Below are 23,322 nucleotides of genomic sequence, written 5' to 3' on the forward strand. Positions count from 1 at the left end.
TGAGTGAGATAAAGACTGTTCTTCGGACGGTACCCCAGCATTGTCACCCGAAGACGCAGGGGAGTGCTGGGGAACCTGGTTACGCCTCGTCCAACGGAGGAGGAGGCGTACGGGTTCCCGGGGCGGCCCGCGGAGTGTGACGCGCCCTCGGCCCGGCGCTGTGGCGCGGGCCCCGGTGACCCGGGCGAGCGGCGCCGCCGTGCGGGTGCGCGGGGGTCAGCCTCCGTAGACGTGGGGCGCGAGGGTGCCGACGAAGGGCAGGTTGCGGTACTTCTCCGCGTAGTCCAGTCCGTAGCCGACGACGAACTCGTTGGGGATGTCGAAGCCCGTCCACTTCACGTCGATCGCGACCTTCGCGGCGTCCGGCTTGCGCAGCAGCGTGCACACCTCCAGCGAGGCGGGCTCGCGCGAACCGAGGTTGGTGAGCAGCCAGGACAGGGTGAGCCCCGAGTCGATGATGTCCTCGACGATCAGGACGTGCCGGCCCTTGATGTCGGTGTCGAGGTCCTTGAGGATGCGCACCACGCCGGAGGACTGGGTGCCCGCCCCGTAGGACGAGACGGCCATCCAGTCCATCGTGACCGGGGTGGACAGGGTGCGGGCGAGGTCGGCCATGACCATCACCGCGCCCTTGAGGACTCCGACCAGGAGGAGGTCCTTGCCCGCGTACTCCGCGTCGATCTTGGCGGCCAGCTCGGCGAGCTTCGCGTCGATCTCTTCCTTCGTGAGGAGGACCGACTGGAGGTCGGAGCCCATGTCTTTCGCGTCCACGCGCATCACTTTCGTCTGTCGTACCGGGGGCGGCGGCGCGCCCGCCCGTGGGCGCGTGCCTCAGCCTTGCCGGATGACCAGTCTGCCACCTAGCCGCCTGGCCTCGACCTTCCCGGGGAGGTTGAGGGCCCGCTGCCCGCGCCAGGCGGTGATGAGCCGGTCCACCTCCTCGATGTGCGCGGCGAAGAGCGCTCCGCCGGGGGCGCCCGCGTCGAGGAGCGCGGAGCGCAGGACGCGGCGGCGGACGGCGGCGGGCAGCGCGTAGAGCCCGGCGCAGTCGAGTGCGCCGTGTTCGTCGCGGACGGTTCCGGCGGCGCGCGCGGCCCAGGCGTCGAGGGCGTCGGCGTCGTCGCGGGAGAGCTGGGCCGTACGGGCGAGGGCTTCGACGACGCCCTTGCCGAGGGATTTCTCCAGCGCGGGCAGGCCCTCGTGGCGCAGCCGGGAGCGGGTGTAGGCGGGGTCGGTGTTGTGCGGGTCGTCCCACACGGGCAGCGACTGGACCATGCACGCCTTGCGGGCGGTCTGCCGGTCGATGCGCAGGAAGGGGCGGCGGTAGCGGCCGCCGGGCCCGGAGGTCTCGGCCATGCCGGACAGGGAGCGGGTGCCGGAGCCGCGGGCGAGGCCGAGGAGGACGGTCTCGGCCTGGTCGTCGCGGGTGTGGCCGAGGAGGATCGCGGCGGCGCCGTGTTCTTCGGCGACGGCGTCGAGTGCCGCGTACCTGGCCTCGCGGGCGGCGGCCTCGGGTCCTCCGGCGCGGCCCACGTCGACGGCGACGGCCTCGACGGGGGTCAGGCGCAGGGCGGTGAGCCGGGCGGCGACCTCGGCGGCGCGGCGGCCGGAGCCTTCCTGGAGGCGGTGGTCCACGGTGACGCCGCCCGCGCGGATGCCGAGGCGGGGGGCCTCGAAGGCGAGCGCGGAGGCGAGGGCCATGGAGTCGGCGCCGCCGGAGCAGGCGACGAGGACGAGGGGCGCCGCGGGGTCCGGGGCGGGGAAGGGGCGGCGCGAGCGGAGGATGCGCGCGGCCCAGTCGGGAGCGGCCGGGTCGGCGGGTCCGGCGGGGGCTGGGGGGAGGGGGTCGGGCGGGGCGGCCGCGGCCATCGCGGGGGGCTCGGGGTCGCGGGGCGCGGGGCGGGTGCCGGGACCGAGGGGCCCTGCGGCGTGCTGACTGAGGACGTCGTGCAGGGCGCGGCGGACCGCCAGACGTATCGCCGCGACCGCGGGATGGGGACCCATGTCCGTGTTCCCTTCGTTGGAGCGCGTGTGCCCCCGGGGGCCGGGGCGGGGAGGGGGACGGTCGTGCGGCGCGTGGGCGCGCGGTGTTCGTCCACCACCCCGGTTGTCACGCAGGGTGCGTAGATGGTGACAGAAGGGGGCCCTTCTTCGAGCATCGCACGCCCGCCGGGGGCTCACGGTCCCTCGGATGGGTGATTACCGGGGCGTTTCACTGCCGCCGGGGCACGTGCGGGGCTCGTTCTCGGGTAACGGGCGGCGGGCGCCTGTGGTCACGTACCGCGAGCGGAATCGCCCGGGATTTCCGGTACGTTCCGGGGGACGCCCCGTCAGTTCTCCCCGTTCTCCGCCGTGTCCGTGCCGGTCTCGCCGCCGTGGACGCGGGCGATCCACTCGGTGGGGTGGTGGATCTCGCGCTTGGTGGGGAGCGTGTTCGGGGAGGTCCAGACGCGGTTGAAGCCGTCCATGCCGGTCTCGTCGACGACGGCGCGGACGAAGCGTTCGCCGTCGCGGTACTGACGGAGTTTCGCGTCGAGGCCGAGGAGGCGGCGCAGGGCGAGGTCGAGGCGGCCGGCGCCCTTGGCGCGGCGTTCCTGGAACTTCTCGCGGATCTCGCCGACGGAGGGCACGACGGCGGGTCCCACGCCGTCCATGACGTAGTCGGCGTGGCCTTCGAGGAGGGACATGACGGCGGTGAGGCGGCCGAGGATCTCGCGCTGGGCGGGGGTCTGGACGAGTTCGACGAGCGAGCCGCCGTCCTCGTCGTCCGCGCCGTCGGCCGCCTTCTTCTCGCGGCCCTCGCGGTCGAGGAGGGAACGGAGGGTCTCCCCGAGTCGGTCGGCGAAGTGGCCGGGGTCGAGTTCGGTCTCGTCGAGGAAACCGCGGATCTCGTTCTCCAGGTGGTCGCGCAGCCAGGGCACGCCGGTGAACTGGGTCCGGTGGGTCTCCTCGTGGAGGGTGACCCAGAGGCGGAAGTCGTGCGGGTCGACGCCGAGCTCACGCTCGACGTGCACGATGTTCGGCGCGACGAGGAGGAGCCGGCCGCCGCCGGTGCCGCCGGGGAGTTCGCGCGAGGGCGGGGCGAAGGTCTCGTACTGGCCGAGGACGCGCGAGGAGAGGAAGGAGAGGAGGATGCCGAGTTCGGCGCCGGTGACCTTGCCGCCGAGCGCCGTCACGATGCTGGAGGAGCCGCCCTCGTTCCTGCGGCCCTGCATCTTGTCGAGCAGCGGCGCGAGCAGCGAGCGGAACCCGGCGACGTTGGCGCGCACCCAGCCGCTCCTGTCGACGACGAGGACGGGCGTGTCCGCGGAGGGCGGCGGGCCCATCCGGGTGTAGGCGCGGACGTGTTCCTCGGCCGACTTGGCGTGCTCGCGCAGTTCGGCGACGACCGCGCGGGCTTCGTCGCGGCTCACCTCCGGGCCCGGGCGCAGGAGGCGGGTCGCGGTGGTGACCGCGAGATTCCAGTCGACCATCTGGGGACCACCGAGGCTCGTCATGTGTCAACGGTACGGGGTTTCCGGGGCGGGGAGGAGGGGGCGGTACGGGCGCGGGGGCGGCGTGTTCGCGGGTTCGCCCCGGGGCGGGGCGGGTCTCCTGGCGGGCGGGCCTCCTGGCGGGCGGGCCCCTCCGCCCGGCCTCGCCCTGCCTGTGGGGTCCCGCTGTGCCCACCCTTGCGCCCCGCGGAAGCCTGCCCACAGCGGGAGGGACCGGAAAACGGAGGGACCGGAAAACGAGGGCGACGCCGCCCCGCCTCCCCGCCACCCCGCCGCCCTCAGCTTTCCGCGAGTGCCGTCGCCATCTTGTCCAGTGCCGCCTGGGCCGCCATCGGGTCGGGGGCGTCGTGGCTCATGAAGGCGAAGCCGAGGAGGCGGCCGGAGCGGGTGACGACGGTGCCGGCGAGGGTGTTGACGCCGGTGAGGGTGCCGGTCTTGGCGCGGACGAGGCCGGTGCCGGCCTTGTTGTGGTCGGCGGTGTAGCGGGTCGCGAGGGTGCCGGTGAAGCCGGCGACGGGAAGGCCCGTGAGGACGGGGCGCAGCCCGGGCTGGTCCTTGCGGGCGGCTTCGGCGAGGAGCGCGGTGAGGAGGCCGGGGGTGAGCTTGTCGGCGCGGTCGAGGCCGCTGCCGTCGTGGAAGGACGTGCCGTCGACGGGCAGCCCGAGTTTTGCGAGGCGGTCGCGCACGGCCCCGGCGGCGCCCTTGAAGTCGGCTTTGGCGCCGGTCGCGAGGGCGGTCTGGCGGGCGAGGTGCTCGGCGATGTCGTTGTCCGAGTAGGTGAGCATCCGCTCGACGATCGTGGCGAGGGGCGCGGAGGAGACGGAGGCGATCTCCTCGGGGCCCTTCTTGCCGTCGTCGCCCGGTGTCGCGGACGTCGACGGGTCCTCGGCGGGGGACTTCTTGCCGTCGCCCGTCTCGACCTTGTCGCGGAGTTTCACGCCCGCGTCCGTGAGGAGGTCGTGGAAGCGGCGGGCGGTGTCGAGCGCGGGGTCGGTGCCGCGTTCAGCGGGGCCGTGGTCGCTGGAGTCGAGGCGGCCCTCGTCGGCGATGAGCGCCGTGACGGGGGCGAGGTTCTCGTTGGGGCCTATGGGGTGCCGGGTGGTGCCCGCGTAGCGCGAGGTGTCGTAGACGAGGGTGTACGTGCCCGGCTTCGCGCGGAGTGCCTCGGCGGTGCGGGTGGCGAGGGTGCGCAGGCTCGCGTACCCGCCGGGGTGGGCGCGGGCGGTGAGGGTGGGGTCGCCGCCGCCGACGAGGACGAGGCGGTGGCCGTCCTGCTCGACGCGGGTCTCGATGCGGTGGTCCGGGCCGAGGGCGTCGAGTGCGGCGACGGCGGTGGCGATCTTGGTGACGGAGGCCGGGGTGGCGGCGGTGGCGGCATGGTTCCCGTACACCTGCTCGCCGCTCGTGAGGTCGACGACGGAGGCGGCGGGCTTCTTGCCGAGTTCGCGCACGGCGAGGAGCGGGTCGAGGCGGCCCGCGAGGGCGGGGCCCCGGCCGCCGGCCTTGTCGCCGCCGCCGGTGCGCAGCCCGTCGAGCACGGGGCCCGCGCTCGGGGCCGGGGAGGGGAGCCCGGCGGAGGTGAGGGGGCGGTGTTGGCGTACGGCCTGCGGTCCGGCGGCGCCGGGGGCGGGGCTCGCGGCGGCGCGGCGGGCCTCGGCGACGCGCTGTCCGGAGGAGTCGTAGGGGCCGGCGAGGACCGCGGTGCCGCCGGCGATCAGGAGCCCGGCGACGGCGGCACCGGCCGTGAGCCGGAGGCTCGTGAGGGGGCCGCGGGGCCGGAGGCGGGCGAGCGGCTTCGGCTCGGGCACGGCGGACCAGCCCCTTTCACGATCACTGAGCGGAGTGAGGGACACTTAACCACTGCGCCTTACCGCGAGCACGGCGCCCCGGTCCGTACGGGTCCCTCCCCGGGACCGGAGCCGGACGGGGTCCCCCGGTCGGACGCAGTCACGAACAGCTCAGCAACGGGCGTGGCACGGCCACGTTCGGACACGTACCGACATGGAGGAGCCAGCGGTGGAGTTCGACGTCACGATCGAGATCCCGAAGGGTTCGCGCAACAAGTACGAGGTGGACCACGAGACCGGTCGGGTGCGCCTGGACCGCCGCCTGTACACGTCGATGGCGTACCCGACGGACTACGGCTTCGTGGAGGACACCCTCGGCGAGGACGGCGACCCGCTCGACGCGCTCGTCATCCTGGACGAGCCGCTCTTCCCGGGCGTCCTCGTCGAGGCGCGCACGATCGGCATGTTCAAGATGACCGACGAGGCGGGCGGCGACGACAAGCTGCTGTGCGTCCCCGCCGGGGACCCGCGCTTCGCGCACCTGCAGGACATCGAGGACGTCTCGCCGTTCCTGCGCGACGAGATCAAGCACTTCTTCGAGTCGTACAAGGACCTGGAGCCCGGCAAGGAGGTCCAGGGCGCGGACTGGGTCGGCCGCGCCGAGGCCGAGGCCGAGATCGAGGCGAGCCGCAAGCGCCTCAAGGAGCAGGGCGGCCACTGAGCCACTGGCGGGCCGGTTCCGAGGGGCCGTACGGGTTTCCGTACGGCCCCTCGCCGTGCCGTGCCCCGTGCGGGCTCGCCGGGCCGCCCGGCGCCACGGCGTTTACCGTGCTGTCCAGTGGGTGAGCCGAAGCCGGGGGACGGATCAGCGGAGCGAGGAGCGTGGCGACAGGTGAGCGAGGCGGAGGACCGGGGCCGTGCCGCGGCGGCGGACGGCCCGGAGCCGGACGAGGGCTCCGCGAAGCCGCAGTCCGACGAGGCCCGCAGCGCCTTCTCGCCGCCCTCCGGCCTCGCGTCCGCCCCGCCGAGGACCGAGCCGAAGGCCGAGGACGACCCACAGGTCACCTCGGAGTTCGCCCTCCCCGAGGGCTTCGTCCCGCCCGAGCCCGCCGACACCGACACGTCCGCGAGCACCACCTCCGCCTTCTCCCTCCCCCACACCTACGACGCCCACCACGCGCCGCCCGCCTTCACGCCCGCCGAGGGCGTCCCGATCCTGCGCCTGACGAAGGAGGCGCCGTGGCAGGACCGGATGCGCACGATGCTGCGCATGCCGGTCGCCGAGCGTCCGACCCCCGAGTCGGCGCAGAAGCACGACGCCGAGGAGGGGCCGGCCGTTCCGCGCGTCCTCGACCTGACGCTGCGTATCGGTGAGCTGCTGCTCGCGGGCGGCGAGGGCGCCGAGGACGTCGAGGCCGCGATGTTCGCCGTCTCGCGCTCGTACGGGCTCGACCGCGTGGAACCGAACGTCACCTTCACGCTCCTGAACATCAGCTATCAGCCGAGCCTCGTCGAGGACCCGGTGACCGCCGCGCGCACCGTGCGGCGGCGCGGCACCGACTACACGCGCCTGTCCGCCGTCTTCCAGCTCGTCGACGACCTCACCTCGCCGGGCACGGACGTCTCGCTCGAAGAGGCGTACCGGCGGCTCGCGGTGATACGGCGCAACAGGCACCCGTACCCGGGCTGGGCGCTCACGGGGGCGAACGGGCTGCTCGCCGGGAGCGCGTCCGTGCTCGTCGGCGGTGGGGTCGCGGTCTTCTTCTGCGCGGCGATCGGCGCGATGCTCGGCGACCGGCTCGCGTGGCTCGCCGCCGGGCGCGGGCTGCCGGAGTTCTACCAGTTCCTCGTCGCGGCGACGCCGCCCGCCGCGATCGGCGTCACCCTCAACCTCGCCCACTCGGACCTGCGGGCCTCGGCCGTCATCACCGGTGGCCTGTTCGCGCTGCTGCCGGGGCGGGCGCTCGTCGCCGGGGTGCAGGACGGGCTGACCGGCTACTACATCACCGCGGCCGCGCGCCTCCTGGAGGTCCTGTACTTCTTCGTCGGGATCGTCATCGGGGTGCTCGTCGTGCTGTACGCGGGCGTCCAGCTGCACGCCAGTCTCGACCCGGACGTGGCCGTGAACGCCGTGAACAGGCCGGTCGCGCAGCTCCTGGCCTCGGTCGCGCTGTCCCTCGCCTTCGCGGTGCTGCTCCAGCAGGAGCGCTCGACGGTGATCCCCGTCGCGCTCAACGGCGGCGTGGCGTGGCTCATCTACGGCTCGATGCACTTCACGGGCAAGATCTCGCCCGTCGCGGCGACGGCGGTCGCCGCCGGGCTCGTGGGCCTGTTCGGGCAGTTGCTCTCGCGCTACCAGTTCGCCTCCTCGCTGCCGTACGTGACGGCCGCGATCGGGCCGCTCCTGCCCGGTTCCGCGACGTACTACGGGCTGCTCGGCATCGCGCAGAACGAGCTGGACGACGGCCTGCTGTCGCTCTCCCGGGCGGTCGCGACGGCGCTCGCGATCGCGATCGGCGTCAACCTGGGCTCGGAGATCTCCCGGCTGTTCCTGCGGGTGCCCGGCACGATCACGCGCAAGGGAGCGAAACGGACCCGGGGCTTCTGACGCCCGCCCCGGGCCCGTGCGCACTCCGCGCGACCGCTCAGCGGCGCGGCTCCTCGTCCGGGTAGCCGTAGCCGCCGCGCGGCGGCCGCTGACCGTACGCCTGCTCCTGTTCGTAGGCGGGGAAGGGCTGGGTCGCGTCGGCCTCCTGGTAGCCGCCGTCCGGCTGCTGGGGCGCGGGCTGCCGCGGGTACGGCTGCTGCCCGTAGGCCTGGGGCTGCTGCTGCCCGTACGGCTGCGGCTGACCGCCGTAGGCCGGGGGCTGAGCGTGGTACGGGGCCTGCTGACCGTTGCCGTACGGGTTCTGCCCGCTGTTCTCGTCGTACGGGGCCGGGGCCGGTCGGCCGTAGCCGCCTGCCTGCTGGCCCTGCTGCCCGGCGTCGTACGGGGGCGGGTACTGCTGCTGCCCGTACGGCTGCGGGGACTGCGGCGCTTGCGGGGACTGGTAGGGGGCCTGCTGGCCGTAGGCGCCCTGCTGGCCGCCGTAGGTCTCGCCGCCGTAGGGCTGCGGGCCCGCCGGGGGCTGCTGGGGGGCGTAGTCGCCGGGGGTTTGCGGGGCGCCGTAGGGGGTGCCGCCGTAGGGGGCGGGGGGCTGCTGGCCAGGGGCGGGCCGGGACCCGTCGGTGTACGGGGCGCTGTTCCACGCGGACTGCGGGGAGGTGCCGGGGTCCCGCGGGCCGTCCTCCTCGCGGCGGGCGGGGTCCTCGGCGTGCGCCGAGGGGGTGGCGGAGCCTGAGGAGGAGTCCTTGCCGTTCTTGCCGCGCGCCCGCAGGTACTCGATCGCGATCGGCACGACCGAGACGAGGACGATCGCGACGAGGATGAACTCGATGTTCTCCTTGACGAAGTCGATCTTCCCGAGCCACGAGCCGAGCAGCGTCACGCCCGCGCCCCACAGGACGCCGCCGATGACGTTGAAGGTGAGGAAGGAGCGGTAGGCCATGCCGCTGACGCCCGCGATGATCGGCGTGAAGGTGCGGATGACGGGCACGAAGCGGGCGAGGACGAGCGACTTCGCGCCGTACTTCTCGAAGAACTCGTGCGCCTTCTGCACGTTCTCCTGCTTGAAGATCCTCGAGTCGGGCCGGTTGAAGAGCGAGGGCCCGACCTTCTTGCCGAAGAGGTATCCGGCCTGGTCACCGAGGATCGCCGCGACGCAGATGATCGCGATGGCCCCGGCGAGCGGGAAGTCCAGCTGGTTGCTCGTGATGAGCAGTCCGCACGTGAAGAGCAGCGAGTCGCCGGGCAGGAAGAAGCCGATGAGCAGCCCCGACTCGGCGAAGACGATGAGTGCGAGTCCCCAGATGCCGAAGTTGTCGAGCATGGTGTTGGGATCGAGCCAGCTCGGTCCGAGAGCAAGCGAGTTCACGACGTTCGGGCTCCTGGGGGTCCTGGCCGGCGGGGGACGACCGTTCGGCGGAGAGGTGGCGGGGATCGTTCCGCCGCTGGGGGAAAGTCATGCGGTAGCAAAGCTACCAACGAGGCCCGCCCCACCCGCGTTCCCGCCCCCGCCGCCCCGCCGCCCCCTTTCCGCCCGGCCCGGGCCTCTCCCGCCGGGTCCCGCCCACTCCTGTCCGCTCCCATCCCGCCTGGTCCCGTCCCGCCCGGTCCTCTCCCTCAGGCGTACCGCTCGCGCGGCTCCCGCTTGCGGATCTTGTGCGAGGGGCCCAGCGGCACGAGTGGCCCATTCCACACGGCGCGGGCACCCCTGCCCCGCGAGGCGCTCGCGGCACCGGGCGATGAGGGCGTCCGGCTCGGGCGGCTCCGTGTTCTCGGGCCTCGACGCCCCACAGCGCGTGCCCGGCCGTTCCGGGGCGGGTACCGAAGGCGGCCACGCGGATCGATGGCGCCCGCGGGCGGGGCTTCACTCCTCGGCGGGTGCGGGCACAGGAGCCGGCTCGTCGGGCGCCGCCCCGGCCGAGGGCTCGTCCTGGGCCTCCTCGGCACGCATGCGCAGGAAGGGCAGGCTGGTGAGCAGGGTGCCGATGCCGGTGTAGAGGAACGCGGTGGTGACGACGTGCTCGCCCAGGAAGCCGAAGACGAGGTACGAGGCCGGCATGACCGCGACGGCCACCATGTACACCAAGGAGAAGACCCGGCCCAGGAACTCCGGGGCCACCACCTCTTGGACATAGGTGAAGTACAGGGTGTTGAAGGCGCCCATGAGCGCGCCCTGTGCGCAGGACAGTGCGAGCAGGCCCGTCCACGACGGTACGAGCGGGATCAAGGCCAGCGAGAGGCCCGTTCCGGCGACGTACCAGGCGAGTTGGGTGGGCCGGGGGCGGATCTCGCGGCGGGCCAGGAAGAGCACGGTCACCGCGACGCCGCCGAGGGCCTCGGCGGTCAGTGCCGAGGAGTAGGCGCCGCTGCCCCTGTGCAGGACGTCGGTGACGTACAGGGGCAGCAGGATGGTGAAGGAGACGAGGAAGAAGTTGACCACGCCGCACATCAGGAGCAGGTCGCGTACGAGCCGTTGCCTCTTGATGTAGCGCAGTCCCGCGGTCAGCCCCTCCCGCACCCTCTCCTTGGGAGCGGTGCGGGGCGCGGGACGGAAGGTGATCGTGGCCTGCGCGAGGGCGGAGAGGCCGAACGAGAGTGCGTTGACGAGCAATGCCCCGGTCACTCCGACTCCGGGGACGGCCATGAGCGAGGCTCCGGCGACCGGGCCGACGACCTTGGTGGTCTCGGCGAAGTTGGTGGTGAGGGAGTTCGCCTTGGCCAGGCTCTCCTTGGCCACCACCGCCGGGACGACGGCCCGCACGGCGGGCTTGAACAGGGAGGCACAGATGCCGAGCAGAGCCGAACAGACCACCAGCGCTGGGATGTTGACGAAACCCTGATGTGCCATGACGGCCACGGCGAGTGCCGCCAGCGCACTGACCGCGTCGGTGGCCACCAGTACGCGCTTCTTGTTCCAGCGGTCCACGAAGACCCCGCTGAGCGGGCTCAGCACCGCGATCGGCAGCGTGGAGGCGGCGAGGACGAACCCGGAGGCGACGGTGGAGCCCGTGCTCCGCACCAGCCACCAGGCGAGCACGACGTCGAAGACGACCGTGCCCATGCGCGAGACCAGGTTGCTGACCGCCACGGTCAGGAAGTCGCGGCCGCGTATGCCCTTCAGCGCGGGCACCGGGGTGAGGGAGGTCAAAAGATCACCTCAAGCGCGGTGTCGTAGCCGGTGACGAACTCCTCGATCGGAGGGGCGCCTTCGGCCCTGCGGTAGGTGCCGAGCAGGGAGCAGAAGTAGTCCGCGTCGAGGCCCTCCGGGTAGAGCACCGCCCCCGGCTGCTTGTAGCACAGGCACAGGTCGATCTCGGGGCGGGCGGTGAGTTCCGCCAGTCCGCGGATCTCCTTGAGCACCCCGTTGCCCTGGTGCGGCATGTTGTACCAGAAGGGATAGGTGTCGGGCTGGAGGTCGTACGGTTTCCAGGTGCCCGCGCGCTCGGCCAGTTCGTCGGCGCTGTCGCAGACGGCGGCGAGGTAGTAGAGCCGGTGGAAGTCGATGCCCAGCGCGGTCTTGAAGAGGGTGTAGAACAGTCCGCCGGCGCCGGGGCGGTTCGTCGTTTCCAGGACGAAGGGCTCGTCGCCCCGGAAGCGGATCTCGGTGTGGGTGGCGCCGTGGCCGATGCCGAGGGCGCGTACGGCCCGGTGCGAGAGGTCCTCGATCTTGCGGGCCGTCTTTTCGGGCAGCCGTGGGTCGAGGTAGTACAGGCGGTCGGGGAAGTAGGGGCCTGTCGCCGTGCCCTTGGACAGGATCGCGTCGCACAGCGGCTCGCCGTCGTACCAGATGGTGTCGATGGAGAACTCGGGTCCCTCCACGTACTCCTCGACCAGGAAACCGGCACCCCGCAGCCGTTCCTTGGCGACGACGGTGGAGTTGACCAGGAAGATCTTCCGCAGGTGCTCGCTCAGCTCGGCGGCCGAATCCACCTTGCGCACCCCGCAGCTCGCGAAGCCCATGGAGGGCTTGGCGATGACGGGGTACGCGAACCGGTCGGCGGAGTCGAGATCGGCGGCCGTGCCGTAGAAGCGGCCCTGCGGGGTCCGGACACAGGCCGCGAGCCAGGCGTCCTTCATCCTGGCCTTGTCCCGCGACGCGGCGACGGATGCCAACGGGTCGCGCAGGACGCCGAAGGCGTCCGCGAGGGCGGCGGCCTGGGTCAGGAACATCTCCTGCGTGGTGAGGACGGCGTCGGGGCGCCCCACCCGATCGGTGATCTCGCGCAGAGCGCCCTCGTGGTCGGCGCGAGCGTCGATCCGGAGGACACGGTCGCGGCCGTCGTGCCGTCCCTGGTGGGACAGGACGTACACCTCGTCGCCCTCCTCGGCGGCGATGCGGTCGAGTTCGGCGAGGAAGAAGTCGGGGGACTCCAGGGCGATCAGTCGCTTGTTCATCGCGTCCCTCCCGGACCGCTCCGCGTCGCGAGGTGCTCGACGACCGCGTCCCGCAGGCTCTCCAGGACCGGTGCCTGCCTGCCCGCGGCCCCGCGGACCAGGGCCAGGGCGAGCCGGTCGATGCCGAACCCGACGCACAACGAGACGGCGGGCCTGCCGTCCTCGGTCTTCATGCCGAACGGTTCCGTGAAGTGGGTCTGGTGCTTGTTGAGCGAGGCGGTGGCCACGCTCTGACCGGTCGCTGGGTCCTGGACGGCCAGCTCGAACTTGTTGTCCGACAGCAGCTGCGAAAAGAGCAGCTGAGGCGCACCGTCGTTGAAGAAGATGTCCGTGGCGCTCTCCAGGCGGAAGTCGAGCCCGAGCAGCTCCGCCGTGGCGATCATGAAGTCGGCCAGCTCGCCGTGGACGCGGTCCACGGTCTCGGGCGTACCCACCACCACGGCCTCACGCATGGCGAACTCCCGCAGCCGCTCCGCGTGGTTGAGATTGCCCGACTCGTCGCGGAAGCAGCTCCCGGTCAAGGTGAGGACGGCAGGCGTTGCCGCGGTGACCACGGCCGATTCGAGCAGTGGGTAGCAGTGCAGGCACAGCGCGGGATTGAGGACGTCCCGCGGGATTCCCAGGTAGGCGTGGATGCCGGCGTCCCGAGCGCTGCCCTGGGAGGCGGTTTCACGCCAGTACGGCAGGAATTCCTCGAAGGGGCCCGGCGCGGGGTCGAGCGGGGAAACGAAGCTGAGGTGCTGACGCGCCGTCTCGATGTACCCCGCCCGGTCCACCACGGCCGTCGGGATCATCGAGGGGACCCGCAATTCCTGCGCTCCGTACGCCCTTTGGAAGTAGCGGCGCAGGAAGTGATCGAGCACGCGGTGCAGCGATGCCTCGTCATGCCCGTAGACGTTGAGGCCGCGTCCCGCCGGACGACTCCCCACGTCGGGTGTGCGACGGGCCGGCCGGTCGGCCGCGGCCTCCTCCAAGTCGGCGGCGAGCGACCGCGCGGCGGCGTCGAACGCCTCCGCGTCGTGGGAGGGCACCCATGCGCCGGCGGCCGGCCGGGCCGCCGAGTCGTAGCGCACCCGCACCGGCACGTTCGGCAGTGCCGCGAACGTACGGGTCACGCGCTGGACGAACGCGGACAGCTCGGCCTCGTCCAGCCCCTCCCCCACCACCTCGACGGTGTCGTCCGTGAACGTCACCTCGGTGATACGGGGGTAGTGGAAGCGCAGTTGGGTGCGGAGTGTGCCCTGGACCGCCGGGTTGCCGACCGCGCGGCCGAAGGAGAGTCTCATGCGGCCGACCCACCGTCGGCCAGGACGTCGGCAGCGACCAGGTAGTCCTCGATGCTGCCCATCGTGGCCAGGGTCCGGATGTCGAACGACGCGTAGTCGATCTGGAGCCCGAAGACGCTCTCCAGGTTCAGTACGAGTCCCATCACCGCCATCGAGTCGATGCCCAACTGAACCAGTGGGATCTCGCGTTGGGCGGTGAAGTCCTCGACGGCACGGCGGATCACGTCCTCCGTCAGGAAGCCGGTGAACAGCTCGGGAACCCAGTCGGCCGGGGTGCGCTGGCGCATGGTCAGACCTCCTGGGTGGCGGGGCGGGCGAGGGCGCGCAGCACGTCGAGGTTGACCTGCTGGTAGGCGGGCTGCACGGCGCGCAGCTGCTTGATCGCGTCCACGTACATGCCGTAGATCGCGGACTGCGGACGCTGCACCAGCAGGCTGGCGAACTTCAGGACGGTGTTGAGCGCCTGCTCCATCTCCGTCATCCGCTCCCGCACCCGGTCGGCGAGTTCCTCGGACACCAGCGCCGACAGCTCCGGCGTGGCCAGCACGTACCCGAGGTAGTACTGGATGGGAACGAACCGGTTGTGGATGTGCTTGTTCAGCCGGAACTGCTGCTGCTTGGGTACGGCGCCGTCCACGATCACCTCGGACTCGGCCTGTTCCAGGTGGGCGATCAGCTCGTCGAAGCCCGTGAGGTCGAGGGCGACCGGCTGCCCCGCCCTGACCAGTCGGCCGTCCGCGAACTCGTACCCGTACAGGTCGTGGAAGAGCCGGCGGAACGCGTCCAGCGGGGGCAGGGCGGCCAGCGAGCGGACGACCTCCGAGTCCTTGATGACCGTCAGGCCGATGGTGCCGTCGTCGTCCGGGGCGATCTTCTCGGTGAGTTCGGCGAAGGTCAGCGGCGAGCAGGTGCGGTTGAGGGTTTCGTTGACCTTCGTGAAGTAGACGGTCTTGTCGTCGTCCATGCCCTCCAGCAGCACGGAGGTGACGTAGGGCGTGCCGTCGGTGTGCGTCACCCACATGTTGACGGAGACCTTGTGTCCCTGGTCGAAGAGACCGTACAGGGAGTCCCACAGGTGCTCGGGAGCGGTGCTCGAACTGTCTCGCACCTGCGCGTCGAGGAGGTCCGCGAATCCGTTGGACACCGGAAGCAGTGGCTCGACACCCGCGTCGTGACGCCAACCGATGAATCGATCGAGATGCACGAGGGGAAAGGACTTGAAATCGTAGAACGTCGAGTAGATGTAGAAGAAGTTCCGCTCGTAGCAGACGTACTCGATCGCCTTGGTGTACTGATCCTCGGGAAGGCTTGATTCCGTGAAGGACCTTATGTTTGTGGACACGACGTGCTTCCTTGCTGGAGATCTGGGTGGCGGCGGGCAGGCTGTCGCGGTCAGCCGCCGGCGAACTGCACCAGGAGGGACAGCTCGTCGCCGTCATTGAATGCGGTGGCCGAGTACTCGGAGCGCGAGAGGAGTTCGTCGTTGAGTACGAGAATGACGTTCTTGCGGACAGATCCGTCCGTTTCGAACATCTTTGCCGAGGCGTTCGGGTGCCGCTCGGCGAAGTACGCGTGAACGTCTGCGAGTTTTTCCGCCGGAATGCGAACCGTTGACGACTTTCCACCCTGCTCGGCGGAGAGCAGGTCGCTGATGAAATTCGGCAGCGTGATCTTGAGCATGGTGCTCCTGAAGGGTGAAGGAGAGGGCGGCAGGCGGGAGGCGCGGGCCGCGGATCAGAGGTCGGCGGCGAGCCGGAAACCGACGTCGTAGGCCCAGTAGTCAGCGGGCTCGTGGTGCCGGAAGGCGCGACGGCACATGTCGGTGAAGGCGTGCATGCTGCCGCCCCGGGACACCCGCTCGGGGCCCGGCGCGTCATTGAGCGGCGAGATCCCGGGTGCGTGGGAGTAGAAGTCGGCCGCGTAGGTGTCCGCGCACCACTCCCAGACATTGCCGAACAGGTCGTGGATGCCGTAGGCGTTCGCCCGGCGGGTGGCCACTGGGTGAAGCGCGCCCTTGGAGTTCTCACTGAACCAGGCGTAGGCCGGGAGCTGTTCGGGGTCGACGTCACCGTACGGCGCGTCCTCGCCACCGCGACCGGCGAATTCCCACTCCGCTTCCGTGGGGAGGCGATACCCGGCCCACAGCGCGAACGCGGCCGCGTCGTACCAGGTGATCTCCACCGCCGGCAGGTCATCGGCGGCACCGTCGGCGTGGCCGGGCCGGAACTCGCGGAACCGAGCGTTCGTGACGGGGACGCGACCGATCGCGAAGGCGTCGATCCGCACCTGATGTGCGGGCTGTTCACCGCAGTACACGAGTGCCGAGCCGTCCGGCGTACCCATGCCGAAGGTCCCGCCGTCGAGGCGCACGAGGTCGTCCGCGAGGCGGTCGCCGAGTCGGCCGCGCCCCGACGCCCGCCAGGCCGCGGTCAATTCCTCACGCATGGCACCGCCCAGCGCACCCGCGGCGGACCAGGCGTGGTGCAGGCTTTCGCCATCGGTGACGGCCGGGCGTCCCGCGGCGTCCAGTGCGAACGCGCTCCGCACGCGGTCGATCACGAGGTCCCGGTCCGTCAGGCCGTCCCGCTGGAGAGTGCGCGCGAGCGTACGGAGCGAAGCGCGCGAGTCGAGGAGCGTCATCAGGCGATCACCTTCCGCGCCGCCGTACGAGGCAGTGACTCCACCACCTGGTGGTCGACCTCGCGGCCGGCGCCCTCCTTCGTCACCTCGAAGGTGCGCACCAGGGGGTAGTCGAGGTTGCGCAGGACGATGAGGAGGTGCCACAGGTCGGGCGACGGATGGAAATCGACATCGACCGACGTCAGGATCGCCGGGTGACGCTGGTGGCTGTGGAACACCCCCACCGTGACCAGGGAGCGCTGCCGGATCTCCCGCTCGATCCGCCAGGTCTCCTCCGGCGTGGCCAGGAATCCGGCGTCGTGATGGTCCACGTAGTAGTTGCCGTAGGCGTGGAAGTCCTCGATCCAGTCATCCCGGACGTTCTCGTCCATGATGATGTAGTCCTCGGGAGGACCGAACCGGGTACTGGAGAGGAAATACCCGAAAGTCTTTCGGGGAAATCTCGCCTTGACTTCGGCGATGAAACGATCGAGCAATTCACGCTCGAATACGACAGGTTGCACTGATTGGCCACCTTCGATCAGTCGCCGCGATCAACTCGCGGAGACGAAAGCACGCTGATCCGCGAAGACAATCGCCTTTGAACGTCTGAGCGGGACCAACCCCCATTTGCGCGCCAAGAGCCGGGTGACGGCTGACGAGTGCTCCGGCAAGACCTTGGTGTGTCTGCCGAGTTGGCTGAACCCTACATGTTTGCGAACGGGATGTGAACACATTATTAATGGGCGGAATCAATATGGGGAGGTTAGGGAAATAGTCGAGGCAATCAGGGCCTTCCGGCTGTTGGGTGCGGTAAGTAGTCGAACACGATCGGGGCGGGGCGGCCCGGTGGGCGCTTCCGGCGTGGTGAGGCGGCGGTCGGCGTGGTGAGGCGGCGGTCGGCTTGGCGAGGCGGCCGTTGGGCGCGGCGGAGCGCGGGAGTGTCGCGTCGCGGGGGTGGCGCTGGGGCTGAGCGCGCACCGGCTCTTCCCCGGGGCCGCTCGTGGCAGGGAGGGCGCCCATGCGGCTGCGCGGCGCCGAGCACGCGACGTGGCGAATTGCCCGGTTTTCGCCCGAGATCCGCCTACGCTGCCCGCGACACCGGGCCCCGTACCGCCCGCCCCGTACCCCCGAGGGAGCGCCATGCTGCACCACCCGCCCGAGGACCCGAAGGAGCGGGAGAAGCCGCTCGCCGTGAACCCCTTCTTCGGCGAGGCCGACCCGCTCGGCGGGATGCGCGAGGCCCCGCCCAGGCACCGGCTGCCGCGCGAGCCGATGGCCCCGCACCCGGCGTACCAGCTCGTGCACGACGAGCTGATGCTCGACGGGAACGCGCGGCTCAACCTCGCCACCTTCGTCACGACGTGGATGGAGCCGCAGGCGGGGGTGCTCATGAGCGAGTGCCTCGACAAGAACATGATCGACAAGGACGAGTACCCGCGGACGGCGGAGCTGGAGCGACGCTGCGTCGCGATGCTCGCCGACCTGTGGCACGCCCCGGACGCGCGGAACGTCATGGGGTGTTCGACGACGGGGTCGAGCGAGGCGTGCATGCTCGCGGGGATGGCGCTCAAGCGGCGGTGGACGCGGAAGAACAAGGACCGCTATCCGGGCAGTGCGCGGCCGAACCTCGTGATGGGGATCAACGTGCAGGTGTGCTGGGAGAAGTTCTGCGACTTCTGGGAGGTGGAGGCGCGGCAGGTGCCGATGGAGGGCGAGCGGTACCACCTCTCGCCCGAGGCGGCGGTGGAGCTGTGCGACGAGAACACGATCGGCGTCGTCGGCATCCTCGGCTCGACGTTCGACGGCTCGTACGAGCCCATCGCGGAGCTGTGCGCGGCGCTCGACGCGCTCCAGGAGCGGACCGGGCTCGACATCCCCGTGCACGTGGACGGCGCTTCCGGTGCGATGATCGCGCCGTTCCTCGACCCGGACCTCGTGTGGGACTTCCGGCTGCCGCGTGTCGCCTCGATCAACACCTCGGGCCACAAGTACGGGCTCGTGTACCCGGGCGTGGGCTGGGCGCTGTGGCGGGACAAGGAGGCGCTGCCCGAGGAGCTGGTCTTCCGCGTCAACTACCTGGGCGGCGAACTCCCCACCTTCGCGCTGAACTTCTCCCGGCCGGGGGCGCAAGTCGTCGCGCAGTACTACACGTTCCTGCGGCTGGGCTTCGAGGGCTACCGGGCGGTGCAGCAGTCGAGCAGGGACGTGGCGCGGGAGCTGGCCGAACGCATCGAGGCACTGGGCGACTTCAGGATGCTGACGCGGGGCGACGCGCTCCCGGTCCTGGCCTTCACGACGACGTCCGATGTCACCGCCTACGACGTCTTCGACGTCTCCCGGCGCCTGCGCGAACGCGGCTGGCTCGTCCCCGCGTACACCTTCCCGAAGAACCGCGAGGATCTCTCGGTCCTGCGCATCGTCTGCCGCAACGGCTTCTCGTCCGACCTGGCGGACCTGCTGCTCGGCGACTTGGAGGCCCTGCTCCCCCAACTCCGCGCCCAGCCGCACCCGGTGACACACAGCAGGGAGCGGGCGACGGCGTTCCACCACTGAGGGGGCGGGGCGGGCCCTCCTATTCCCGCGCGCCGAGCGCCCGCGCGATGTCCTCCGCCGGGGGCCGGTGGCCCGCTCCCGGGACGAGTACGGCCGTGGCGCGCGGAGCCGCCCCCGCGAAAACGCGGGCGCTCGCCGCGACGGGCACGAGCGGGTCGTCCGCGCCGTAGAGCGCGGTGTGGGGGCAGCGCAGGCGCGCGGCGTCGAGCAGCGGGTCGTGGTCCTGCTTCCGTACGAGGAAGGCCCAGGTCCGCGCGTCCACTCCCGCCCAGAACGGGTCGAGTTCCGCGGGGCGGCCCGCCCGCGCGAGCAGTTCGTCCGCCGCCGCGAAGCCCACGCCCGCGCGTCCGGCGGCGATCAGCCGGTCGTACAGGCCGAGGACCTCCGGGGCCGCGCCGCGCACGGCGAGGGCGTGGCGCTCCTGGGCCGCGGGGGTCACCGCGGGGCAGCCGCTTGTGACGAGCCTCTCGGGACCGCCCCGCGCGGCGGCCCGCAGTGCCACCCAGCCGCCCTCGCTGTGCCCGAAGAGCCGTACGGCCGCCGGGTCCACGCCCGGTTCCGCGCGGAGCCGGGCGAGCGCGGCCGCCGCGTCCTCGGCGAGTTCCGCCAGCCCTCCCGCGCGCCAGTCCCCGCCGGAGGCCCCGACCCCCCGCTTGTCGTACGAGAGGACGGCGAACCCGGCGGCGAGGAGGCGGGCGCGCAGCGGTGGGAAGTACGTGCCGTTGTCGCGATCGGTGGGGCCGGAACCCCCGACGAGCACGACGCCCGCCCGGCCCGCGCCGGACGGGGCGGGTCCGCCGGGCAGGGCGAGCAGCCCGGCCAGGTGCGTCGCACCGCTCGCGAACGTGATCTCGCGCGAGGTCGTCATCTCCCCCGCCTGCCCCGTCCCCGCCCGCCCAGGCACCCGGCCCCCGCGCGCCGCCCCGCCCGCGCGGGCCCGCGTCCTCGCGCCTCCCCTCCGCTCAGCCCTCCCGCGCGTCCGGCGTCCGCTCAGCCGTCCCGCGCGTCCGGCATCCGCTCAGCCCTCCCGCTCCACCAGCGCGAACGCCGTCTCGCCGTCCAGCTGCTCGCGCAGGATGTCGGCGTGGCCCGCGTGGCGGGCGGTCTCGCGGATGAGGTGGAGGAGGAGCCAGCGCAGCGAGACGGCCTCGGCGTCGGGGAACCAGGGGGCCTTGGGGAGCGGGAAGGTCTCGTCGAGGCTCCGACGCGACCTGATCCACTCCTCGGTCTCGCGCGCGACCTTCTCGGCGTAGGCGCGGGTGCCCTCCAGGGTCTCGCCGTCGAGCAGGACGTGGCTCTCGTGCCAGTTGTCCGGGGTGCGCTCGGTGTCGGGGGCGATGCCCCGGGCGCGGGCGAGCCAGCCCTGCTCGGTCTCGGCGGTGTGCTTGAGGAGCCCGCCGAGGCTCAGTCCGCTCGCGCAGGGCCGCTGCCGCGCCTGCTCCTCGGTGAGCCCGAGCGTGGCGCGGCGGAGGGCGCCCCGCTGCTCGTCGAGAAAGGCGAGCAGCGCGCCCCTCTCGTCGCCGGGTAGCTCGGGACCGACGTGCTTGACCATGGGTTTCTCCTTCTCCGGTGGCCCCGTTGGGCCGGTACGAGGAAGGTAGGGGCGATCGCGGACAGGGCCGGTCCGCCAGTCACCGGCGCACCACGGCCCCGAGCCCGCGCGCCCGCGCGGGGCCCCGCCCACTCACAACTCGTACGTCGCGGGCCCGTGTTGCACCGAGATCCACCGCTGCGTCGTAAACGCGTCCACCGAGGCCTGCCCGTTGAGCCGCCCGATCCCGGAGCGCTTGACGCCCCCGAACGCCGCCATCGGGTCGTCCTCCATCGTCGTGCCGTTGACGTGGATCATCCCGGCCTCGACGCGCCGGGCGAAGGCGACTCCGCGCTCGGCGTCCGCGGTGTGGACCGCGCTGCTGAGCCCGTACGGCGTGTCGTTGGTGAGGCGCAGGCCCTCCTCGTCGCCGTCGAAGGGGACGAGGAGCGCGACGGGCCCGAAGATCTCCTGGCGCAGCAGCGGCGAGTGCGGCGAGAGCCCGGTGAGGATCGTGGGCTCGACGAGGTTGCCCACGGTGCGGCCGTGCAGGAGCGGTGTCGCGCCCTCGGCGAGCGCCTCGTCGACGAGCGCCGTGAGTGCCTCGGCGTGGAAGGAGTCGATGACGGGGCCGAGTTGGGTCGCCGGGTCGGCCGGGTCGCCGGTGCGCAGCGCGGCCACGCGCTCGGTGAAGCGGGCGCTGAACTCGGGTTCGAGCGCGCGGTCCACGAGGATGCGGTTGGCGGCCATGCACACCTGGCCCTGGTACACGTACCGGCTGAAGACGGCCGCGTCGACGGCCTGGTCGAGCGCCGCGCCCGTGAGGTCGCCGAGCGCGACGAAGGCGCCGTTGCCCGAGAGTTGGAGGACGGTGCGCTTGAGGGCGCGCGCGGCGACGGCGGCGACGTGGCGGCCGATGCGGTCCGAGCCGGAGAAGGAGATGACCTTCGGGACGGGGTGCTCGATGAGGTCGTCGCCGATCTCGGCGATGTCCGTGACGAGCACGTTGAGCACCCCGGCGGGCAGTCCGGCCAGCTCGAAGATACGGGCGATGAGGCCGCCGCCGACGATCGGGGTGTTCTGGTTGGGCTTGACGAGGACGGCGTTGCCGAGCGCGAGCGCGGGCGCGACGGACTTGAGCGTCACGAGCAGCGGGTAGTTGAAGGGGCTGATGACGGTGACGACCCCGGCGGGCTCGCGGTAGACGCGGTTCTCCTTTCCCGGCGTGAGCGCGGGCAGGAGTTCCCCGTCGGGCATCACGGCGACCCCGGCGGCGTGCCGCAGGAACTCGGCGGCGAGGTCGATCTCGTAGTACGCCTTCGCGCGCGTCGCGCCGAGTTCGGCGATCATCGCCTCGGCGGTCTCCTCGCGTAGACCGACGAGCGCGCTGCGGGCCCGTTCCAGGACCTCGCGGCGCGCGTGCGGCCCCGCGGCGGCCCAGCCGGGCTGCGCCCGCGCCGCCGCCCGGTAGGCCTCGTCGACCTCGACGCCGGTCGCCGCGGTCACGGCGGCGAGCTTCTCGCCGTTGTACGGGTTGAAGTCGATGACGTCCCAGGAACCCCGGCCGACGCGCCATTCGCCGTCGATGTACTGGTGGGACAGGTCGGTGAAGAACGACATGGTCCATTCCTTGCCGGTTGCGCGTGCCGCGAGGGTCCAATGACCCTTTCGCGACTCCCCGTTGGCGTGCATGGTACGCGCGCGCGGCCCGAGGGGGGCAGGGGCTGGGCCGAGCGGGGGACGTTGTGCTACGGGAACGGGGCACCGCTCCCGTCCACAACCCGCCCGCGCCCGCGCGGAATTCGCGCGTCCGTACGGAAGCCGCCCCCGTCCGCACGGGTCTGTCCTCGCCCCCGCCGCCTCACATCAGCTGGAGCAGCCCCCGCAGCAGGTCGCGGCTCTCCTCGGGGCCCGGGCAGTCCGCGCTCAGCCGCTCGAACGTGCTTCCGTAGAGGGCGACTTCCTCGGGTTTGTCGAGGTAGAGCGCGCTCGTGAGCTGTTCGAGGTAGACGAGGTCGGAGAGGTCCGACTCGGGGAAGCCGAGCAGGGAGAAGGCGCCGCTCTCGCCCGAGTGCCCGCCGAAGCTGAACGGCATCACCTGGAGCGTCACGTTCTCGTGCTGGGACATCTCGATGAGGTGCTCCAGCTGTCCGCGCATGACGCCCCTGTCACCGTACGGGCGGCGCAGCGCTGCCTCGTCGAGCACCGCGTGGAAGCGCGGGGCGCGTTCGGCGACCAGGACCTTCTGGCGTTCCAGGCGCAGCGCGACGCGCCGTTCGATCTCGGAGGGGTCCCCGCCCGGCATCCCCTTGGTCACGACAGCCTGCGCGTAGGCCTCGGTCTGGAGCAGCCCGTGCACGAACTGCACCTCGTAGACCCGGATCACCGAGGCGGCGCCCTCCAGGCCCACGTACGTCGGGAACCAGCTCGGCAGGACGTCCGAGTAACTGTGCCACCAGCCCGCGATGTTCGCCTCCTTCGCGAGGCCGAGCAGCTGACCGCGCTCCGCCGCGTCGTGCACGCCGTAGAGCGTGAGCAGATCCTCCACGTCCCGCGCCTTGAAGCTCACCCGTCCCAACTCCATGCGGCTGATCTTCGATTCCGAGGCCCTGATCGCGTAGCCGGCGCCTTCGCGAGTGATCCCGCGCGACTCGCGCAGCCGCCGCAGCTGCGAGCCGAGCAGGATGCGCCGTACGACCGAGCCTCCGCCTGCCCCCTCGGCCTGGGGCTGCCCCCAGTCCCCTGCGGTCACGACACCCAGCCTCCCCTCCATAGGACGTCAAGGGCGTTGCCTCCAAGCCCCGCAGTCTGCCACTAAAAGGCTCCATGCCGTACTCGTTCGGTTACGGAAACGGAAAGCTTGTGTCATGTGCCGGGAAGAGTTGCCGCGAGTTGGCGGGAAGAAATAGGGGTGAAGTGGTAGGTGTGGCGGCAATTCCGGCGCGTGCACGTGCATCTGCCCTTGCATCCGCTGTGTGCGTTCCGCCACGATGGGGGCGCACCGCCGCGCAGCCATCGCGAATTCCGGGAGTGCCTCGCATGGGGACGA

At 71.8% G+C, this 23,322-nt stretch carries 20 protein-coding genes; 3 read left to right on the forward strand and 17 right to left on the reverse strand.

Going from position 1 to position 23,322, the window contains the following annotated elements:
* Nucleotides 1–216 precede the first annotated feature (216 nt).
* The 4 genes from hpt to dacB all read right to left on the reverse strand — a co-directional run bounded on the left by hpt (nucleotide 217) and on the right by dacB (nucleotide 5,302).
* Entirely contained in the window at nucleotides 217–777 is a 561-nt protein-coding gene (gene hpt, locus ACIP4O_RS25520) for a hypoxanthine phosphoribosyltransferase (protein ID WP_361323270.1), read from the reverse strand.
* Between the two features lie 54 nt (nucleotides 778–831).
* Nucleotides 832–2,004 (reverse strand): tRNA lysidine(34) synthetase TilS, encoded by a 1,173-nt coding sequence (tilS, locus tag ACIP4O_RS25525; RefSeq protein ID WP_361323273.1) that lies wholly within the window; start codon nucleotides 2,002–2,004, stop codon nucleotides 832–834.
* A 326-nt stretch (nucleotides 2,005–2,330) separates the two neighbouring features.
* The gene (locus ACIP4O_RS25530) at nucleotides 2,331–3,497 is read right to left on the reverse strand and encodes a zinc-dependent metalloprotease (RefSeq protein ID WP_401577869.1); all 1,167 of its coding nucleotides are present in this window, start codon (nucleotides 3,495–3,497) and stop codon (nucleotides 2,331–2,333) included.
* 275 nt (nucleotides 3,498–3,772) lie between these two features.
* On the reverse strand, nucleotides 3,773–5,302 hold the full coding sequence (dacB, locus tag ACIP4O_RS25535) for a D-alanyl-D-alanine carboxypeptidase/D-alanyl-D-alanine-endopeptidase (protein WP_401577871.1): 1,530 nt from the start codon (nucleotides 5,300–5,302) through the stop codon (nucleotides 3,773–3,775).
* 208 nt (nucleotides 5,303–5,510) lie between these two features.
* On the opposite strand from dacB, the gene ACIP4O_RS25540 reads away from it, so the two are divergent.
* Both ACIP4O_RS25540 and ACIP4O_RS25545 read left to right on the forward strand, forming a co-directional pair.
* Complete coding sequence (locus ACIP4O_RS25540) at nucleotides 5,511–6,002, forward strand: inorganic diphosphatase (protein WP_031000939.1); 492 nt, start codon at nucleotides 5,511–5,513, stop codon at nucleotides 6,000–6,002.
* 171 nt (nucleotides 6,003–6,173) lie between these two features.
* Complete coding sequence (locus ACIP4O_RS25545; RefSeq protein ID WP_401577873.1) at nucleotides 6,174–7,889, forward strand: threonine/serine exporter family protein; 1,716 nt, start codon at nucleotides 6,174–6,176, stop codon at nucleotides 7,887–7,889.
* Between the two features lie 37 nt (nucleotides 7,890–7,926).
* Here ACIP4O_RS25545 and ACIP4O_RS25550 read toward each other — a convergent pair whose 3' ends face one another.
* From ACIP4O_RS25550 to ACIP4O_RS25590, 9 genes are all read right to left on the reverse strand, one after another.
* Complete coding sequence (locus ACIP4O_RS25550) at nucleotides 7,927–9,255, reverse strand: VTT domain-containing protein (protein WP_401577875.1); 1,329 nt, start codon at nucleotides 9,253–9,255, stop codon at nucleotides 7,927–7,929.
* A gap of 495 nt (nucleotides 9,256–9,750) precedes the next feature.
* Nucleotides 9,751–11,034 carry an MFS transporter gene (locus tag ACIP4O_RS25555; RefSeq protein WP_401577877.1) on the reverse strand — a complete coding sequence of 428 codons (1,284 nt, stop codon included), beginning with the start codon at nucleotides 11,032–11,034 and terminating at the stop codon, nucleotides 9,751–9,753.
* Nucleotides 11,031–12,281, reverse strand: coding sequence for an acetyl-CoA carboxylase biotin carboxylase subunit family protein (locus ACIP4O_RS25560; protein ID WP_401577878.1), 1,251 nt, complete (start codon nucleotides 12,279–12,281; stop codon nucleotides 11,031–11,033). Before ACIP4O_RS25560 ends, ACIP4O_RS25555 begins: the two co-directional genes overlap by 4 nt.
* Nucleotides 12,278–13,567 (reverse strand): aminoacyl--tRNA ligase-related protein, encoded by a 1,290-nt coding sequence (locus ACIP4O_RS25565; RefSeq protein ID WP_401577880.1) that lies wholly within the window; start codon nucleotides 13,565–13,567, stop codon nucleotides 12,278–12,280. The genes ACIP4O_RS25560 and ACIP4O_RS25565 overlap by 4 nt, the downstream gene beginning before the upstream one ends.
* A complete protein-coding gene (locus ACIP4O_RS25570) occupies nucleotides 13,564–13,854 on the reverse strand; it encodes a phosphopantetheine-binding protein (protein ID WP_401577882.1) in 291 nt (96 codons plus the stop codon). Before ACIP4O_RS25570 ends, ACIP4O_RS25565 begins: the two co-directional genes overlap by 4 nt.
* A gap of 2 nt (nucleotides 13,855–13,856) precedes the next feature.
* Complete coding sequence (locus ACIP4O_RS25575; protein WP_401577884.1) at nucleotides 13,857–14,909, reverse strand: hypothetical protein; 1,053 nt, start codon at nucleotides 14,907–14,909, stop codon at nucleotides 13,857–13,859.
* 50 nt (nucleotides 14,910–14,959) lie between these two features.
* On the reverse strand, nucleotides 14,960–15,247 hold the full coding sequence (locus tag ACIP4O_RS25580; protein ID WP_401577885.1) for a MoaD/ThiS family protein: 288 nt from the start codon (nucleotides 15,245–15,247) through the stop codon (nucleotides 14,960–14,962).
* A 54-nt stretch (nucleotides 15,248–15,301) separates the two neighbouring features.
* Nucleotides 15,302–16,207 carry a formylglycine-generating enzyme family protein gene (locus tag ACIP4O_RS25585; RefSeq protein ID WP_401577887.1) on the reverse strand — a complete coding sequence of 302 codons (906 nt, stop codon included), beginning with the start codon at nucleotides 16,205–16,207 and terminating at the stop codon, nucleotides 15,302–15,304.
* Complete coding sequence (locus ACIP4O_RS25590; protein WP_401577888.1) at nucleotides 16,207–16,578, reverse strand: hypothetical protein; 372 nt, start codon at nucleotides 16,576–16,578, stop codon at nucleotides 16,207–16,209. The genes ACIP4O_RS25585 and ACIP4O_RS25590 overlap by 1 nt, the downstream gene beginning before the upstream one ends.
* Before the next feature lie 751 nt (nucleotides 16,579–17,329).
* Here ACIP4O_RS25590 and ACIP4O_RS25595 point away from each other — a divergent pair.
* Nucleotides 17,330–18,742, forward strand: a complete 1,413-nt coding sequence (locus ACIP4O_RS25595; RefSeq protein WP_401577890.1) for a glutamate decarboxylase — start codon at nucleotides 17,330–17,332, stop codon at nucleotides 18,740–18,742.
* Between the two features lie 19 nt (nucleotides 18,743–18,761).
* Here ACIP4O_RS25595 and ACIP4O_RS25600 read toward each other — a convergent pair whose 3' ends face one another.
* From ACIP4O_RS25600 to ACIP4O_RS25615, 4 genes are all read right to left on the reverse strand, one after another.
* Complete coding sequence (locus ACIP4O_RS25600) at nucleotides 18,762–19,610, reverse strand: alpha/beta hydrolase family protein (protein ID WP_401577892.1); 849 nt, start codon at nucleotides 19,608–19,610, stop codon at nucleotides 18,762–18,764.
* Between the two features lie 150 nt (nucleotides 19,611–19,760).
* Nucleotides 19,761–20,294 carry a DinB family protein gene (locus tag ACIP4O_RS25605; RefSeq protein ID WP_401577894.1) on the reverse strand — a complete coding sequence of 178 codons (534 nt, stop codon included), beginning with the start codon at nucleotides 20,292–20,294 and terminating at the stop codon, nucleotides 19,761–19,763.
* 132 nt (nucleotides 20,295–20,426) lie between these two features.
* A complete protein-coding gene (locus ACIP4O_RS25610) occupies nucleotides 20,427–21,893 on the reverse strand; it encodes an aldehyde dehydrogenase family protein (RefSeq protein WP_361323322.1) in 1,467 nt (488 codons plus the stop codon).
* Nucleotides 21,894–22,134: 241 nt separating this feature from the next.
* Nucleotides 22,135–23,025, reverse strand: a complete 891-nt coding sequence (locus tag ACIP4O_RS25615) for a helix-turn-helix transcriptional regulator (protein ID WP_009067818.1) — start codon at nucleotides 23,023–23,025, stop codon at nucleotides 22,135–22,137.
* Nucleotides 23,026–23,322 lie beyond the last annotated feature (297 nt).

The sequence above is a fragment of the Streptomyces sp. NPDC088923 genome, assembly GCF_044749745.1.
In the GTDB taxonomy this organism is placed as follows: Bacteria; Actinomycetota; Actinomycetes; order Streptomycetales; family Streptomycetaceae; genus Streptomyces.